Genomic DNA, 15,787 nt, shown 5'->3' on the forward strand with positions numbered 1-15,787 from the left:
CCCGCAGAACTAGCTGTTTAGATCTATTAGAGCGAGAGTGGATGTGAGCAAACGAGCCTTTAACTTCTGCGCAGGCCCTGCCGCGCTTCCTGACGCTGTGTTGCAGCGTGCCCAGGCCGAGATGCTGGACTGGAACGGCAAGGGCTTGTCGGTGATGGAAATGAGCCATCGCAGCGACGACTACGTGGCCATCGCCGAAAAGGCCGAGCAGGACCTGCGTGACCTGCTGTCCGTCCCCTCCAACTACAAGGTCCTGTTCCTGCAGGGCGGTGCCAGCCAGCAGTTCGCCGAAATTCCGCTGAACCTGCTGCCGGAAAACGGCACGGCCGACTACGTCGAAACCGGCATCTGGTCGAAAAAGGCCATCGAGGAAGCGCGCCGCTTCGGCACCGTCAATGTCGCCGCCAGCGCCAAGCCCTACGATTACCTGGCCATTCCTGGCCAGAACGAGTGGAAGCTGACCAAGAACGCCGCCTACGTGCACTATGCGTCCAACGAAACCATCGGTGGCCTGCAGTTCGACTGGGTTCCAGAAACCGGCGAAGTACCGCTGGTGGTCGACATGTCCTCCGACATCCTCTCGCGCCCGATCGACGTTTCGCAGTACGGCATGATCTACGCTGGCGCACAGAAGAACATCGGCCCGAGCGGCCTGGTGGTGGTGATCGTCCGTGAAGACCTGCTCGGCCGCGCCCGCAGCAGCTGCCCGACCATGCTCGACTACAAGGTCGCGGCTGACAACGGCTCGATGTACAACACCCCGGCCACCTATTCCTGGTACCTCTCAGGCCTGGTGTTCGAGTGGCTCAAGGAGCAGGGTGGCGTCGAGGCCATGGAGCAGCGCAACCGCGCCAAGAAAGACCGCCTGTACGGCTTCATCGACGCCAGCGAGTTCTACACCAACCCGATCAGCCACAATGCCCGTTCGTGGATGAACGTGCCGTTCCGCCTGGCTGACGAGCGCCTGGACAAGGCGTTCCTGGCCGGCGCCGACGCCCGTGGCCTGCTCAACCTCAAGGGCCACCGTTCGGTCGGCGGCATGCGCGCCTCGATCTACAACGCCCTGGGCCTGGAAGCGGTAGAGGGCCTGGTGGCTTACATGGCTGAATTCGAGAAGGAGCACGGCTGATGTCCGAACAGGAACTCAAAGCCCTGCGCGTACGCATCGACAGCCTCGACGAGAAGATCCTCGAGCTGATCAGCGATCGCGCCCGTTGCGCCGAAGAAGTGGCGCGGGTCAAGACCGCTTCCTTGCCTGAGGGCGAAAAGCCGGTGTTCTACCGCCCTGAGCGCGAAGCTGCCGTGCTCAAGCGCGTGATGGAGCGCAACAAGGGCCCGCTGGGCAACGAAGAGATGGCGCGGTTGTTCCGCGAAATCATGTCGTCCTGCCTGGCCCTGGAAGAGCCACTCAAGGTTGCCTACCTCGGCCCTGAAGGCACCTTCACCCAGGCTGCGGCCATGAAGCACTTCGGCCACGCCGTGGTCAGCCGCCCGATGGCGGCCATCGACGAAGTGTTCCGTGAAGTGGCGGCTGGTGCCGTCAATTTCGGCGTGGTGCCGGTGGAAAACTCCACCGAGGGTGCGGTCAGCCATACCCTGGACAGCTTCCTTGAGCACGACATGGTGATTTGCGGCGAAGTCGAGCTGCGCATCCACCATCACCTGCTGGTGGGTGAAAGCACCAAGACCAACAGCATCACCCGCATCTACTCCCACGCCCAGTCCCTGGCCCAGTGCCGCAAGTGGCTGGACGCGCACTACCCGAACGTCGAACGCGTTGCTGTTTCGAGCAATGCCGAGGCGGCCAAGCGGGTCAAGGGCGAGTGGAACTCGGCGGCGATCGCTGGCGACATGGCGGCCAACCTGTATGGTTTGACCCGCCTGGCTGAAAAGATCGAAGACCGCCCGGACAACTCCACGCGCTTCCTGATGATTGGTCAGCAGGAAGTGCCGCCGACCGGCGACGACAAGACCTCGATCATCGTCTCGATGAGCAACAAGCCAGGTGCGCTGCACGAGCTGCTGGTGCCGTTCCACGAGAACGGTATCGACCTGACCCGTATCGAAACCCGCCCGTCGCGCAGTGGCAAGTGGACCTACGTGTTCTTCATCGACTTCGTCGGCCACCACCGCGACCCGCTGATCAAGGCGGTGCTGGAGAAGATCAGCCAGGAGGCTGTGGCGCTCAAGGTGCTGGGGTCCTATCCGAAGGCGGTGCTTTGATTTGAGAGGGTTGGGGTCGCTTCGCGCCCCATCGCGACACAAGGCCGCTCCTGCAGGTATTGTGCAGACCTCGAAACTGTACTGGTCCCTGTAGGAGCGGCCTTGTGTCGCGATGGGCTGCAAAGCAGCCCCAATGGGTCTCCCAGACTGCTTAGATTTCAGAACAGGGTTCGCAACAGTGGTAAATGCAGCAAAAACCAAACCCGCGCCAATCATCGATCGCTTGGTCGTGGTTGGTCTCGGCCTGATCGGCGGCTCCTTTGCCAAAGGGTTGCGTGAAAGCGGCCTGTGCCGCGAAGTGGTCGGTGTCGACCTCGATGCCCCGTCGCGCAAGCTGGCAGTGGACCTGGGCGTGGTCGATCGCTGCGAAGCCGACCTCGCCGCCGCCTGTGTCGGCGCCGATGTCATTCAGCTCGCCGTGCCGATCCTGGCCATGGAAAAGGTCCTGGCCCGCCTGGCCCAGCTCGACCTCGGTGACGCGATCATCACCGACGTCGGTAGCGCCAAGGGCAATGTCGTGCGTGAGGCGCGTGCCGTCTTCGGCGAACGCCTGCCGCGCTTCGTTCCCGGCCACCCGATCGCCGGCTCCGAGCAAAGTGGGGTTGAGGCCGCCAACGCCACCCTGTTCCGTCGTCACAAAGTCATCCTCACACCACTGGAGGAAACCGACCCGGCCGCCCTGGCCTTGGTCGATCGCCTGTGGCGCGCGCTGGATGCCGATGTCGAGCACATGCCGGTGGAGCGCCATGACGAAGTGCTGGCTGCCACCAGCCATCTGCCGCACCTGCTGGCCTTCGGCCTCGTCGATTCGTTGGCCAAGCGCAATGAAAACCTCGACATCTTCCGGTACGCTGCGGGAGGTTTCCGCGATTTCACGCGAATCGCCGGTAGCGACCCGACCATGTGGCACGACATCTTCCTCGCCAACCGCGAGGCTGTCCTGCGCACCCTCGACACATTTCGCAGCGACCTCGACGCCTTGCGCGACGCGGTCGATGCTGGGGACGGGCACCAGCTGCTGGGTGTTTTCACCCGTGCACGCGTTGCCCGCGAGCATTTCAGTAAAATCCTGGCCCGCCGGGCCTATGTGGACGCTATGAACGCCAACGATCTGATTTTCCTGGCCCAACCGGGTGGCCGCCTGACCGGGCGAATCCGCGTACCGGGCGACAAGTCGATTTCCCACCGTTCGATCATGCTCGGCTCGCTGGCCGAAGGCACGACCGAAGTCGAAGGTTTCCTCGAGGGCGAGGATGCCCTGGCGACCCTGCAGGCATTCCGTGACATGGGTGTGGTCATCGAGGGCCCGAACCACGGCCGCGTGACTATTCATGGCGTCGGCCTGCACGGCCTCAAGCCGCCACCAGGTCCGCTGTATGTCGGCAACTCCGGCACTTCGATGCGCCTGCTCTCCGGCCTGCTGGCCGGCCAGTCGTTCGATGTCACCATGACCGGCGACGCCTCGCTGTCCAAGCGCCCGATGAACCGTGTGGCCAACCCGCTGCGCGAAATGGGTGCCGTGGTCGAGACTGGCCCGGACGGCCGCCCACCGCTGACCATTCGTGGTGGTAGCAAGCTGAAAGCGCTGACCTACACGCTGCCGATGGCCAGCGCCCAGGTCAAATCCTGCCTGCTGCTGGCGGGCCTGTACGCTGAAGGCAAGACCACCGTCACCGAGCCGGCGCCGACCCGTGACCACACCGAGCGCATGCTGCGCGGCTTCGGCTACTCGGTCGAAAGCAACGGCCCGGTCGCTTCGCTGCAGTCTGGTGGCAAGCTCACCGCCACCCGCATCGAAGTGCCGGCGGACATCTCTTCGGCTGCGTTCTTCCTGGTCGCTGCATCGATCGCCGAAGGCTCCGAGCTGGTGCTCGAGCACGTCGGCATCAACCCGACCCGTACCGGCGTGATCGATATCCTGCGCCTGATGGGCGGCGACATCACCCTGGAGAACCAGCGTGAAGTCGGCGGCGAGCCAGTGGCCGACCTGCGCGTGCGTGGCGCCAAGCTCAAGGGCATCGACATCCCTGAAGAACTGGTGCCACTGGCCATTGACGAGTTCCCGGTGCTGTTCGTGGCTGCCGCCTGCGCCGAAGGGCGTACTGTGCTGCGCGGAGCCGAAGAGCTGCGGGTGAAGGAGTCCGACCGTATTCAGGTGATGGCTGATGGCCTGATCACCCTGGGTATCAAGTGCGAGCCGACCCCGGATGGCATCATCATCGATGGTGGCCAGATCGGCGGTGGCGAAGTGCACGGCCACGGTGACCACCGTATCGCCATGGCCTTCAGCGTTGCTTCGCTGCGTGCCAGTGCGCCGATCCGCATCCATGACTGCGCCAACGTCGCCACTTCGTTCCCGAACTTCCTCAAGCTGTGCGCCGATGTCGGTATCCGTGTCGCCGAAGAGGGCAAGTCGTGAATTCGCAAGCACCGGTCATCACCATCGACGGCCCAAGCGGCTCGGGCAAGGGTACCGTTGCCGGCATCCTCGCTCGCGAGCTGGGCTGGAAGCTGCTGGATTCCGGCGCGCTTTACCGCTTGCTGGCGTTCAACGCCAGCAACCACGGCGTCGATCTGACCAACGAAGAGCTGCTCAAGGCCCTGGCCGCCCATCTGGATGTACAGTTCATCGCCGCCGAGCCGGGTAAGCTTCAGCAAATCATCCTCGAGGGCGAGGACGTCAGTAACGTCATTCGTACCGAGACGGTCGGCGCCGGTGCGTCGATGGTCGCCTCGCTGCCGGCAGTGCGTGAAGCATTGCTGCAGCGTCAGCGCGCCTTCCGTGAAGCGCCAGGCCTGATCGCCGACGGCCGCGACATGGGTACCGTGGTGTTCCCGGACGCGCCGCTGAAGGTTTTCCTTACCGCCAGCGCCGAGGAGCGTGCCCGTCGCCGCTACCTGCAGTTGAAGGGCAAGGGTGAAGATGTTAGTCTGTCGAGTCTGCTAGATGAGATTCGTGCGCGCGATGAGCGTGACACCCAGCGTGTAGTGGCCCCGCTGAAACCAGCGGTCGACGCCATTCAGCTGGACTCTACCGAGTTGTCCATCGAGCAGGTGCTGCAACGTATCAGGAGCGAGCTCGCCCAGCGCGACTTGGTCTGATAGCCAGGAGAGCAGGCAGGGGCACCAGTCAACGTCCTGCCGGCTTTCCTTTACTTAAAACAAACCCACATTGTCTGGAATGTGGCGAGGGGCGTCTGTTTCGCCCGAATCTACAGGAATTAAAATGAGCGAAAGCTTTGCAGAACTCTTTGAAGAAAGCCTGAAAACCCTCAATCTTCAGCCGGGTGCCATCATCTCCGGTATCGTTGTCGACATCGACGGCGACTGGGTTACCGTACACGCTGGCCTGAAGTCCGAGGGCGTCATCCCGCTCGAGCAGTTCTACAACGAAGCTGGCGAGCTGACCATCAAGGTCGGTGACGAAGTTCACGTTGCGCTGGACGCGGTCGAAGACGGCTTTGGCGAAACCAAACTGTCCCGTGAAAAAGCCAAGCGCGCCGAGTGCTGGATTGTTCTGGAAGCAGCTTTCGCCGCCGAAGAAGTGGTCAAGGGCGTTATCAACGGTAAGGTTAAGGGCGGCTTCACTGTCGACGTTAACGGCATCCGTGCGTTCCTGCCGGGCTCCCTGGTTGATGTCCGCCCAGTGCGCGACACCACCCACCTGGAAGGCAAAGAGCTGGAATTCAAGGTCATCAAGCTGGACCAGAAGCGCAACAACGTTGTCGTTTCCCGTCGCAGCGTGCTGGAAGCCGAGAACTCCGCCGAGCGCGAAGCCCTGCTGGAAACCCTGCAGGAAGGCCAGCAAGTCAAAGGTATCGTCAAGAACCTCACCGACTACGGCGCATTCGTGGACCTGGGCGGTATCGACGGCCTGCTGCACATCACCGACATGGCTTGGAAGCGCATCAAGCACCCATCGGAAATCGTTAACGTTGGCGACGAAGTCGACGTACGCGTTCTGAAGTTCGACCGTGAGCGCAACCGCGTTTCCCTGGGTCTGAAGCAGATGGGCGAAGATCCGTGGGTAGCTATCACTGCACGTTACCCAGAAGGTACTCGTGTACAGGCTCGCGTTACCAACCTGACCGACTACGGCTGCTTCGCTGAGCTGGAAGAAGGCGTTGAGGGTCTGGTACACGTTTCCGAAATGGACTGGACCAACAAGAACATCCACCCGTCGAAAGTCGTTCAGGTTGGCGACGAAGTGGAAGTCATGGTTCTGGACATCGACGAAGAGCGTCGTCGTATCTCCCTGGGCATCAAGCAGTGCAAGTCCAACCCATGGGAAGACTTCTCCGGCCAGTTCAACAAGGGTGACAAGATCACCGGTACCATCAAGTCGATCACCGACTTCGGTATCTTCATTGGTCTGGACGGCGGCATCGACGGTCTGGTTCACCTGTCCGACATCTCCTGGAACGAAACCGGCGAAGAAGCCGTACGTCGTTTCAAGAAGGGCGACGAGCTGGAAACCGTCATCCTGTCGGTTGACCCAGAGCGCGAGCGCATCTCCCTGGGCATCAAGCAGCTGGAAGACGATCCGTTCTCCAACTTCGTTGCTGTCAACGACAAGGGCGCTATCGTCAAGGGCATCGTGAAAGAAGTTGACGCCAAAGGCGCCATCATCACCCTGGCCGACGACATCGAAGCCACTCTGAAAGCTTCCGAAATCAGCCGTGACCGCGTTGAAGACGCGCGTAACGTCCTGAAAGAAGGCGAAGAGATCGAAGCCAAGATCATCAGTGTTGACCGCAAATCGCGCGTCATCAGCCTGTCGATCAAGTCGAAAGACGACGCTGAAGAGCGTGAAGCCATCCAGAGCCTGAAAAACGCTCCGGAAGCGGCTGCCGACACCACCATGGCTGCGCTGCTGCGCGAAGCAATGGCCAAGCAGAACTGAGTTCTGTTTGATCGGTAAAAAAAAGGGTGGCCTTCGGGCCACCCTTTTTTTATGCGTTCAAGATTTAGAGTGCTGGCTGTAGCGGCTTTATCGAGGTGTCGAGCTACCGCTGGCGCGGGGCAAGGCCGCGCCATCCGCAAGTTGTCTCAGAGCTGAAAGGCGTTACCGAACAGCTGGCTCCGGGCGCGAAACGCCAGTTGCCGAGCTCATTCCCAGGGTTTTCAAGTCCGCTGCCGAAGGCGTGAACGTCACGGTATAGCGGCTCAGGTCATTTTCGTTGCGCTGGAAATGCACTGCAACTCGCTTGCCTTCCCACGAGATGGTCTTCATCTCATAAGAGGCGCCCGAACTTAACTGAATACGACGGTTCAGGCTTGAGCCAGGCTGCCCGAGTGTATCGGTCAGAAAATCATCGACCAGTTCGAGGCTGCTGGAGTTGCCGGTCAGCATCAGCTGGCTGATTGCGCCATCCTTCAGCGCTGCGAAAAGCTGATACCCCGAACTGATCGGAAGGTAAGGCAGTCCGTGAATCTCATACCGATCTGGGTCCGTGGTGCTGGTCCGGCACAGTGTCGGTTGGCGCGGGCTGCTGTCGGGGCATTCAGGGACCTGGGCTTTGAAATCGCCGTGAAACGGAACGCCTAAAAACTCGGAAGGCTCATCGTCCCAAGGCTGGGTGTGGTGGGCGGATTGAGCGAAAGTGCCAGTGGCGCTTACCAGGGTCGCCAGGGCGAGCGAAAGGGGGGTTATCCGCATAAACGATCCTTGTGAGTACGACTCAACGAGCAAGGTAGGTAAGCTGTTCTGCGATCTGCTTTTAACTTGGATCAAAGCAGATGCGTCCTACTCGCGATTATGACAAATCCTACAAGGCTTAGGTGTGTCATCGTGGCGTTTTTCATGTATACGCCGACTTCCTTTCCGCTTTGTGACATGACAGGCACTTGCACAGAAGGGCGACCCGAAGCCGTGTGGCTGGGTTCCGGCTCTTATTTCATTACAATCCAATCTTGAATTTTTTTATTAAGTCAAGAACCACCCTGTTCAAATCCTTCCGAGCGTGCTACAACCTGATTAAGCAATGATCTAGCTGCTTGATAACGAAGGGAAAAATATGACGAAGTCGGAGCTGATCGAACGTATTGTCACCCATCAGGGGCTGCTCTCGTCCAAGGACGTGGAGTTGGCCATCAAGACCATGCTTGAACAGATGTCCCAGTGCCTGGCCACCGGAGATCGCATCGAGATCCGCGGTTTCGGCAGCTTTTCCTTGCACTACCGCGCTCCGCGGGTAGGTCGCAATCCCAAGACCGGCCAGTCGGTGGAGCTCGAAGGCAAGTTCGTGCCGCATTTCAAACCAGGCAAAGAGCTGCGTGATCGGGTCAATGAAGAAGAGCACGAGCACACTTGAGTCAGAAGGAGCAGTCTGATGCGTAACCTGAAGCGCGCCCTGGCGGCGTTGTTCGTGCTGCTGCTGGCGGCTGTAGTGCTGTTCTTCGTGCTGGAGAATCAGCAGGCCGTATCGCTGGTGCTCTTTGGATGGTCGGCTCCGGCCTTGCCGGTGGCGGTGCCTGTGCTGGCGGCGCTGGTGGTGGGGTTGTCTGTTGGTCCGCTGCTTGGTGCTTATGGCGTGCAGCGTAGCAAGCGCAAGATTCGCGCATCGGCACGCCAGGCGGTGCTTAATAGCAATTGATGAAGGCGCCTACAGCTTTGCAGGAGGGCGTCACCTATGCATGCAGCCAGTGAAATGGAGTAATAGACATTCATTCAGCAGCCCGGGCGAGCGTGCAGCACTATGCAATTTCCCAGTATTTCCCATCACGGCGGCACCCGCGGCGTAACCGGGTCCTGTCATCGGCTTCATCTGGACTCAACTACCAGCCTGCTGATTGATTGCGGCCTGGAGCAGGGTGCTGAGGTGGTCTCGGGTTCGGGGTGGCTGCCTTCCGCTTTTGAGGTCCAGGGCATCCGGGCACTGGTAATCACCCATGTGCATCTCGATCATGTCGGGCGCATCCCGGCACTGCTCGCTGCGGGTTACCGCGGTCCCATCATTTGCAGTGAACCATCGGCAAAGCTGCTGCCGTTGGTTCTGGAAGATGCCTACAAACTGACCATCAGTAGTGAACCTGCTCAGGTTGCACATTATCTCGAGTTCATCGGCAGCTTGGTAGTGCCGGTTGCCTTTGGGCAGTGGCATCCAGTGGCCGATCAGCCTGAACTGAAATGCATGATCCGTTTGCAGCGCGCCGGGCACTTGCTGGGCTCCACTTACGTGGAGTGTGACGTGGAGGTTGCAGGTAGCAATCAGCGCATTGTGTTTTCAGGTGATATTGGCCATGAAGGTAATCCGCTGCTGCGCCCGGTACAGCCACCAGAGCGGGCAGATGTACTGGTGCTGGAAAGCACCTATGGTGATCGTCTTCATGCGGATCGAAGAGATCGCCAGCAGCAGCTGGAGCTGGTTATCGACCGTGCTCTGCAGGATCGTGGGACCATCCTTATCCCCGCTTTCAGTCTGGGTCGCACTCAGGAGTTGCTATTCGAACTCGAAGACATCCTCCATCGCAAGGCGCTGCTGGGTGATCCTGCTGTAGTGCAGGGCGACAACGCCTTTGCATGGTCACAGCTACCAGTTATCCTCGACTCGCCGCTGGCTCAGCGTATCACTGGTGCCTACCGGCAGTTGCATCACTTCTGGAATGACGAGGCCAAGGCTCGGGTAACTCAGGGGCGCGACCCGCTGGGCTTCGGTCAGCTGGTATGCGTCGATACACATGCCCGCCACCGGCAAGTGGTTAATTATCTCAAGAGTACGGGGCGGCCAGCGATTGTCATTGCTGGCAATGGAATGTGCTCAGGTGGGAGGATTGTTGGCTATCTCAAGGCAATGCTGGCGGATCCGCGGCATGAGGTGGTATTTGTCGGCCACCAGGCCAAAGGCACCCCGGGCGCCGTGATTCAGGCTAGCGAAGGGGCGGAAGGATTTTTGCAGATTGACCTGGACGGAGGCATGTATGAGATCCGGGCGAAAGTGGTGACGCTGGGCGGGTATTCTGGGCATGCGGATCAGGCGGGGTTGGTGAGGTTCGCGCAAGGCTGCAATGCCCGGCGGGTGGCGTTGGTGCATGGGGAGGAGCGGGCGAAGCAGGCATTGGCAAAAGTGCTACGCGAATCGTTTGCGCAGGCGGGAAATGAGCTGAGCGTCACAGTTCCAGAATGACCATTGGGCGGGAAGCGGCGGGTATGGCAAAAAGTGAGGAACTTCTATAGGTAAGGTCTCTCTACTACTGATTAATGCGAAGTGAGTGAAAGATCGCAAGCAGATTGGCAAATTGCCGCTACGCTTGACCCGAGAGGGGCTGGGAGGGCGTTTGGCCTGGAGGTAGCCCCCTCTGTGATGCAATCAGACGGACCCAAGGAAAAAAAGACTAAATGCGCAATGAACGCGAGCGCCTGAGTGGTAGCGATGAGATTGACCTGGTTGAGCTTGTGCGGGGGGTTTGGCGGCAAAAGCTTTGGATGGCGCTAGTCGCGGTACCGGTAATTGGTGTGGCTTTGGCTTATGTAATGCTCGCTGCCCCGGTGTACGAGGCGAAACTTTACATTCGGTCCCCTACTCAAAATGATATCGCGCAGCTGAATTTTGGCCGAGGGGAGGGCACAGGCCTGACCCCACTGAGCGCCAAGGATGTATACAGCATATATATGAAGGCCCTTCAGTCTGAGGCAGTGCGCGACAAGTTCTTCCGGAATGCCTTTCTTCCCACGCTAACCCAAGATGAGCGTAAGGGGTCCCGTGACGCCTTGTATGCCCAATTCAACGGCATGCTTACGGTGGCTCAGGCGGCGAGGGATGTGCCTGATCGATATGTTATTACCGCTAGCGTTGAGGATCCGCGGTTAGCTGCAATATGGGTGTCCAACTATGCAGAAATGGCCGCAGATCGGGCGAAGGATGAGCTGTTAAGCGGTACTCGCAGTGACATATCAATCATGGCTGACAACCTTGAGCAACAGATTCGGGCTTCGCGTGCCAGTGCCAGTAATCAGCGCGCCGACCAGATTGCGCAGCTTAATGAAGCGCTGCGGATTGCAAAATCCATTGGCTTGGAGAAGCCGCCGATCATCTCGAACACCTTGTCCAGCGAGGTATCTGCCGGTATGGGGGGCGCTCTCACGTACATGCGCGGTGCAAAGGCGCTGGAGGCTGAAATCGCCAACCTCGAAGCTCGGTCATCAAATGATCCGTACATTCCAGGTCTACGTGAGAGGCAAGAGAAGCTCAATTTTCTGCGCAATCTGAAGATTGACCCTTCGCTGGTCGCTATGTATCAGCAGGATGGAGCGGTGTCTCCGCCGGATAAGCCGGTCAAGCCACGCAAGGTGATCATCATGCTGCTCGCAGCGTTGGTGGGCATAGGCATGGGGGCGTGTGTAGCGATCGGTCGCGAGCTGTGGTTGAGGCGACGACCCATTGAGTGATTGAACTTAGCTAGCTTAAGCGGGTCGAGAGGCGTTGTTGTTGGTCACGGAAGGTGCAACAATGCGCCCTCGCCGCCGATGACATGGATAGCTGGAAGAAGGTGCAAGAAGCGCTTGCCTGCCCTGCCTGTCTTGGGTGATACCACCGTTAGCTTGCAGGCAAATCATTTTGAATATCGACCCTCGTGGCCCCTACGTGGCTGCTTCTGGCGAAGTAGATCTTTTCGGTCTTTTCCGTACTATCTGGCGCAGACGTGTATTCATCCTCGCAATGGGGTTGATTTTTGCGATCATTGGTGTCGCCCTGGCCTATGTCATTCCTCCAGTATATGAAGTCTCTACCACCTTGCGACCAGTTGAGCTCAATCAGCTGGATGCATTGAATCGCTCGAAAATCTACTCACTGCCCCCGACGGAAGCGTTGAAAAGGGTGGGTGCAAGGCTGGACTCCTACAATGCAAGGCTAGAGTTTTTTCGAACTAGGCCTGATCTGATCGAAGCCTTCCAGGATGACGGGCAGAGTATTGAGCAGGCTTTTCAGGAGTTCAACAATACTGCACTTAGTGTGGTTCTGGCTGACCCCAAAAAGACCGACTTGTTGAGCGAGTATATTGGGCTAAGGATGCGTTATGGAAAAGATATCAATGGCGCGACTGTTCTCAATGAATTCGTAGATTATGCCGTTGAGCAGGAACGGATTCAGCTGTCTAGGGATGTGCAGGTCATTTTGTCCAATCGCTTGCTTGAGGTAGATTCCAAGCTTAACTCTGCTCTCTCTGAATACCGGGCAGGGAATGATGGGCGTATCGCTCGCCTCGAGGAAGATGACGCTATCAAGCGAGCACAGCTGGACGATGAGCTTAAGGCGTTGCGTGTGCAATTGAAATTGCAGCGTCAATCACGTTTGGCAGAGCTTGATGAGGCCATATCAATTGCCAGTAGCCTAGGCTTGAAGAAGCCATCTACGCCTTCACTTATGGCTGATGAAGTCTCCGCGGGTGGCAATATCATTCGTACCGAAGTTAATGGCCGGCCGGTCCCGTTGTACTTCATGGGCACAGAGGTGCTTGAGGCTGAGCGAGCGGCCTTGCGCAAGCGTGCGTCAGACGATTTTGTTGAGCCAAGAATCGGCCAGATTCGTAAAGAACTCATATTGCTCTCCAATAATCGAAGTGTGGAGGCTATTAAGGCGCGCGCAAACGATCAAGATTTTCTGGAGGGCATCGAAGCTCTGAGGGTTGAGCGTGCACGCCTGCAATCCATTGATACTCAATTGCTAGGTTTGCATCTGGTTAGCATTGACCAGCGAGCGGTGGCTTCCAATATACCGATAAAGCCGCGCAAAGCATTTGTTGTGGGGATTGCAACAGTAGTCGGTCTCCTGCTAGGGGTAATCATTGCTGTCCTGCGGGCAGCTTTCAAAAGTCATGTGCGTCAAATGCGTACACTGCGGCTAGGGGATGCTGTCGCGCCCGTATTGCCTGAGGACCTTTCGCGCCAGGGCGGCGTACTGTTGTCGGAGGCTCAGTTCAGATCTTCGAATGGATGATGGTGTTTTGATGGCCTTCTGCTTGTCGGTTTCAGCGAAAACACCGATGGAATGCGGCAGCTGAACAGCCTATGATTGTGGCGCCTTTCAATTTTTGGCAGCCATCGGGCGGTCCTCCTGGCATGTCGGGCGGGCGCTTTGCGGCGGGGCGGCGAGTACGTACTGCTGGTGGGTGGGTTCACTCGACTAACGAATGAATCACTGTAGGTTCTTTGACCCGTTATGCAAAAAAGGCGGCGGGCAGCTAAATTCAAGGTGAGTTACAAAGCATGACAGACAAGAATACGGTGGTTGAAAAGTTTAAAAGCCGACAGGCGTTGATTGGTATTGTCGGTCTCGGTTATGTCGGCTTGCCTCTAATGCTGCGTTATAATGCTATCGGCTTTAACGTATTGGGCATTGATATTGATCAGGGTAAGGTGGAAAAGCTCAATCGTGGTGAGAGTTACATTGAGCATATACCAGGATCCAGTATTAGCAAGGCGCGTCAGACCGGTTTTGAAGCGACCGTTGACTTTGAGCGTGCCAGTGAATGCGATGCGTTGATTCTTTGCGTGCCAACACCGTTGAATAAATATCGCGAGCCAGACATGAGCTTCGTGATAAATACTACTGATGCACTCAAGCCTTATATGCGCGCCGGTCAAGTGGTCTCGCTAGAGAGTACAACCTACCCAGGTACTACCGAGGAAGAGTTGCTGCCACGTGTGCAGGAAGGTGGTTTGGTAGTCGGCGAGAACATTTACCTGGTTTACTCGCCTGAGCGTGAGGACCCGGGTAACCCTAATTTTGAAACTCGCACCATTCCAAAAGTCATCGGTGGCCATACACGCGAGTGCCTTGAAGTAGGTGTCGCGCTGTATGAGCAAGCAATTGACAAAGTTGTACCTGTTACCTCGACCAAAGCTGCCGAGATGACAAAGTTGCTGGAAAATATCCATCGCGCAGTGAACATCGGCCTAGTGAACGAGATGAAGATCGTTGCCGATCGTATGGGAATCGATATTTTCGAAGTTGTCGATGCAGCGGCTACCAAGCCATTCGGTTTCACTCCGTATTATCCTGGTCCGGGTCTGGGTGGTCACTGTATTCCCATTGATCCGTTCTATCTTACATGGAAAGCTCGAGAATATGGTTTGCATACCCGTTTCATTGAGCTTTCAGGTGAAGTGAACCAAGCAATGCCCGCCTATGTTTTGGGTAAGCTCATGGATGGCTTGAATGACAGTGGCAAGGCGTTGAAGGGTAGTCGCGTGCTGGTGCTTGGCATCGCGTACAAGAAAAACGTCGACGACATGCGCGAGTCACCTTCTGTTGAAATCATGGAGTTGATCGAGGCCAAGGGAGGTATCGTTGCTTACAGCGATCCGCATGTTCCGGTTTTCCCTAAGATGCGCGAGCACCATTTTGATCTCAGTAGCGAAGCATTAACTGCGGAAAACCTGGCCAGCTTTGACGCTGTCGTGCTGGCAACCGATCACGACAAATTTGATTATGAATTGATCCAAGCCAAGGCTCAGCTGATTGTTGATAGTCGAGGCAAATATCGCGATGTCACAGCTAATGTAATTAAAGCGTGATCGAAAGGTTTACTGTGTTCCGCCTGGGGTAATAGCTGGGCGGCTTTTTCGTTGCTTTGGAAGGTAGACGCATGAAAAACTTTGCTCTGATCGGCGCCGCTGGTTACATTGCCCCGCGACATATGCGTGCGATCAAGGATACTGGTAACCGTCTTGTCTCTGCCTATGATGTGAATGATTCCGTAGGCATCATCGATAGTATTTCCCCTCAAAGTGAATTTTTTACTGAGTTCGAATTTTTCTTGGATCACGCTTATTCATTGAAGCGAGATCCAGCAAGTGCGTTGGACTATGTCGCCATTTGCTCGCCAAACTATCTGCACTATCCGCATATTGCTGCCGGGCTGCGTTTGGGGTGTGACGTCATCTGTGAAAAGCCACTTGTTCCAACCCCGGAAATGCTTGATGAGCTCTCTCTCATAGAGCGGGAAACCGGTAAGCGGCTTTTCAATATTCTTCAGCTTCGACATCATCAGGCGATTATCAAGCTGAAGGACAAGGTCGCGAGTGAAGAGCGAGCACACAAGTATGAGGTCGATCTAACTTACATCACCTCTCGAGGTAACTGGTATCTGAAAAGCTGGAAGGGAGATCCGCGCAAATCGTTTGGTGTGGCCACGAATATTGGTGTGCATTTCTATGATATGCTGCATTTCATTTTCGGAAAGCTTCAGCGTAACGTAGTTCACTATACGTCGGAACATAAGGCGGCCGGCTACTTGGAGTATGAAAAGGCTCGCGTGCGGTGGTTCTTGTCAGTTGATGCCAATGACCTGCCAGAGTCTGTCAAAGGTAAAAAGCCAACTTATCGCTCGATAACCGTTGACGGAGATGAGATGGAGTTCTCCGAAGGCTTTACGGATCTGCATACTACCAGTTATGAGGAGATACTGGCTGGCCGTGGTTATGGCATTGAAGATGCACGCCACTGTGTTGAAACCGTTAATGTTATCCGGAGTTCTGTTGTTTCGCAGGCGAAAGACAATGAGGCACATCCTTTTGTCCTTGGGCTTTCGCGCTGATAGAGCGTAAATATTCGGGTGGTCA

At 57.2% G+C, this 15,787-nt stretch carries 13 protein-coding genes; 12 read left to right on the plus strand and 1 reads right to left on the minus strand.

Annotation, left to right across the window (positions count from 1 at the left end; genetic code table 11):
• The first annotated feature begins 43 nt into the window (after positions 1-43).
• The 5 genes from serC (at position 44) to rpsA (ending at position 7,126) form a co-directional block, all read left to right on the plus strand.
• Positions 44-1,129, plus strand: coding sequence for a 3-phosphoserine/phosphohydroxythreonine transaminase (serC, locus tag BUQ73_RS05230; protein ID WP_079230480.1), 1,086 nt, complete (start codon positions 44-46; stop codon positions 1,127-1,129).
• Positions 1,129-2,223 (plus strand): prephenate dehydratase, encoded by a 1,095-nt coding sequence (gene pheA, locus BUQ73_RS05235; RefSeq protein WP_079226950.1) that lies wholly within the window; start codon positions 1,129-1,131, stop codon positions 2,221-2,223. The genes serC and pheA overlap by 1 nt, the downstream gene beginning before the upstream one ends.
• 178 nt (positions 2,224-2,401) lie before the next feature.
• A complete protein-coding gene (locus BUQ73_RS05240) occupies positions 2,402-4,642 on the plus strand; it encodes a bifunctional prephenate dehydrogenase/3-phosphoshikimate 1-carboxyvinyltransferase (protein WP_079226951.1) in 2,241 nt (746 codons plus the stop codon).
• Positions 4,639-5,325 (plus strand): (d)CMP kinase, encoded by a 687-nt coding sequence (gene cmk / locus BUQ73_RS05245; protein ID WP_079226952.1) that lies wholly within the window; start codon positions 4,639-4,641, stop codon positions 5,323-5,325. The genes BUQ73_RS05240 and cmk overlap by 4 nt, the downstream gene beginning before the upstream one ends.
• A 124-nt stretch (positions 5,326-5,449) precedes the next feature.
• A complete protein-coding gene (rpsA, locus tag BUQ73_RS05250; RefSeq protein WP_027918186.1) occupies positions 5,450-7,126 on the plus strand; it encodes a 30S ribosomal protein S1 in 1,677 nt (558 codons plus the stop codon).
• A gap of 162 nt (positions 7,127-7,288) precedes the next feature.
• Here the strand turns inward: rpsA and BUQ73_RS05255 are convergent, their stop codons facing one another.
• Complete coding sequence (locus BUQ73_RS05255; protein WP_079226953.1) at positions 7,289-7,882, minus strand: hypothetical protein; 594 nt, start codon at positions 7,880-7,882, stop codon at positions 7,289-7,291.
• 358 nt (positions 7,883-8,240) lie between these two features.
• Here BUQ73_RS05255 and ihfB point away from each other — a divergent pair, with 358 nt between their 5' ends.
• The 7 genes from ihfB (at position 8,241) to wbpB (ending at position 15,762) form a co-directional block, all read left to right on the plus strand.
• Entirely contained in the window at positions 8,241-8,537 is a 297-nt protein-coding gene (gene ihfB / locus BUQ73_RS05260; protein ID WP_054886605.1) for an integration host factor subunit beta, read from the plus strand.
• Positions 8,538-8,555: 18 nt separating this feature from the next.
• Positions 8,556-8,819 (plus strand): LapA family protein, encoded by a 264-nt coding sequence (locus BUQ73_RS05265; protein ID WP_079226954.1) that lies wholly within the window; start codon positions 8,556-8,558, stop codon positions 8,817-8,819.
• A 102-nt stretch (positions 8,820-8,921) separates the two neighbouring features.
• The gene (locus tag BUQ73_RS05270; protein WP_079226955.1) at positions 8,922-10,349 is read left to right on the plus strand and encodes an MBL fold metallo-hydrolase RNA specificity domain-containing protein; all 1,428 of its coding nucleotides are present in this window, start codon (positions 8,922-8,924) and stop codon (positions 10,347-10,349) included.
• Between the two features lie 212 nt (positions 10,350-10,561).
• A complete protein-coding gene (locus BUQ73_RS05275) occupies positions 10,562-11,611 on the plus strand; it encodes an LPS O-antigen chain length determinant protein WzzB (RefSeq protein WP_079226956.1) in 1,050 nt (349 codons plus the stop codon).
• Between the two features lie 169 nt (positions 11,612-11,780).
• Positions 11,781-13,160 carry a Wzz/FepE/Etk N-terminal domain-containing protein gene (locus tag BUQ73_RS05280; protein ID WP_237772740.1) on the plus strand — a complete coding sequence of 460 codons (1,380 nt, stop codon included), beginning with the start codon at positions 11,781-11,783 and terminating at the stop codon, positions 13,158-13,160.
• A gap of 269 nt (positions 13,161-13,429) precedes the next feature.
• The gene (gene wbpA / locus BUQ73_RS05285; protein WP_079226957.1) at positions 13,430-14,740 is read left to right on the plus strand and encodes a UDP-N-acetyl-D-glucosamine 6-dehydrogenase; all 1,311 of its coding nucleotides are present in this window, start codon (positions 13,430-13,432) and stop codon (positions 14,738-14,740) included.
• Between the two features lie 71 nt (positions 14,741-14,811).
• The gene (gene wbpB / locus BUQ73_RS05290; protein WP_079226958.1) at positions 14,812-15,762 is read left to right on the plus strand and encodes a UDP-N-acetyl-2-amino-2-deoxy-D-glucuronate oxidase; all 951 of its coding nucleotides are present in this window, start codon (positions 14,812-14,814) and stop codon (positions 15,760-15,762) included.
• Positions 15,763-15,787 lie beyond the last annotated feature (25 nt).

This window comes from Pseudomonas putida, from assembly GCF_002025705.1.
GTDB lineage: Bacteria > Pseudomonadota > Gammaproteobacteria > Pseudomonadales > Pseudomonadaceae > Aquipseudomonas > Aquipseudomonas putida_J.

Bases quoted from the DNA above. Each gene is read 5' to 3' on its own strand.
- pheA (WP_079226950.1), top strand. From the start codon at position 1,129: ATGTCCGAACAGGAACTCAAAGCCCTGCGCGTACGCATCGACAGCCTC.
- rpsA (WP_027918186.1), top strand. From the start codon at position 5,450: ATGAGCGAAAGCTTTGCAGAACTCTTTGAAGAAAGCCTGAAAACCCTC.
- BUQ73_RS05255 (WP_079226953.1), bottom strand. From the start codon at position 7,882: ATGCGGATAACCCCCCTTTCGCTCGCCCTGGCGACCCTGGTAAGCGCC.
- ihfB (WP_054886605.1), top strand. From the start codon at position 8,241: ATGACGAAGTCGGAGCTGATCGAACGTATTGTCACCCATCAGGGGCTG.
- BUQ73_RS05265 (WP_079226954.1), top strand. From the start codon at position 8,556: ATGCGTAACCTGAAGCGCGCCCTGGCGGCGTTGTTCGTGCTGCTGCTG.
- BUQ73_RS05270 (WP_079226955.1), top strand. From the start codon at position 8,922: ATGCAATTTCCCAGTATTTCCCATCACGGCGGCACCCGCGGCGTAACC.
- BUQ73_RS05275 (WP_079226956.1), top strand. From the start codon at position 10,562: ATGCGCAATGAACGCGAGCGCCTGAGTGGTAGCGATGAGATTGACCTG.
- wbpA (WP_079226957.1), top strand. From the start codon at position 13,430: ATGACAGACAAGAATACGGTGGTTGAAAAGTTTAAAAGCCGACAGGCG.
- wbpB (WP_079226958.1), top strand. From the start codon at position 14,812: ATGAAAAACTTTGCTCTGATCGGCGCCGCTGGTTACATTGCCCCGCGA.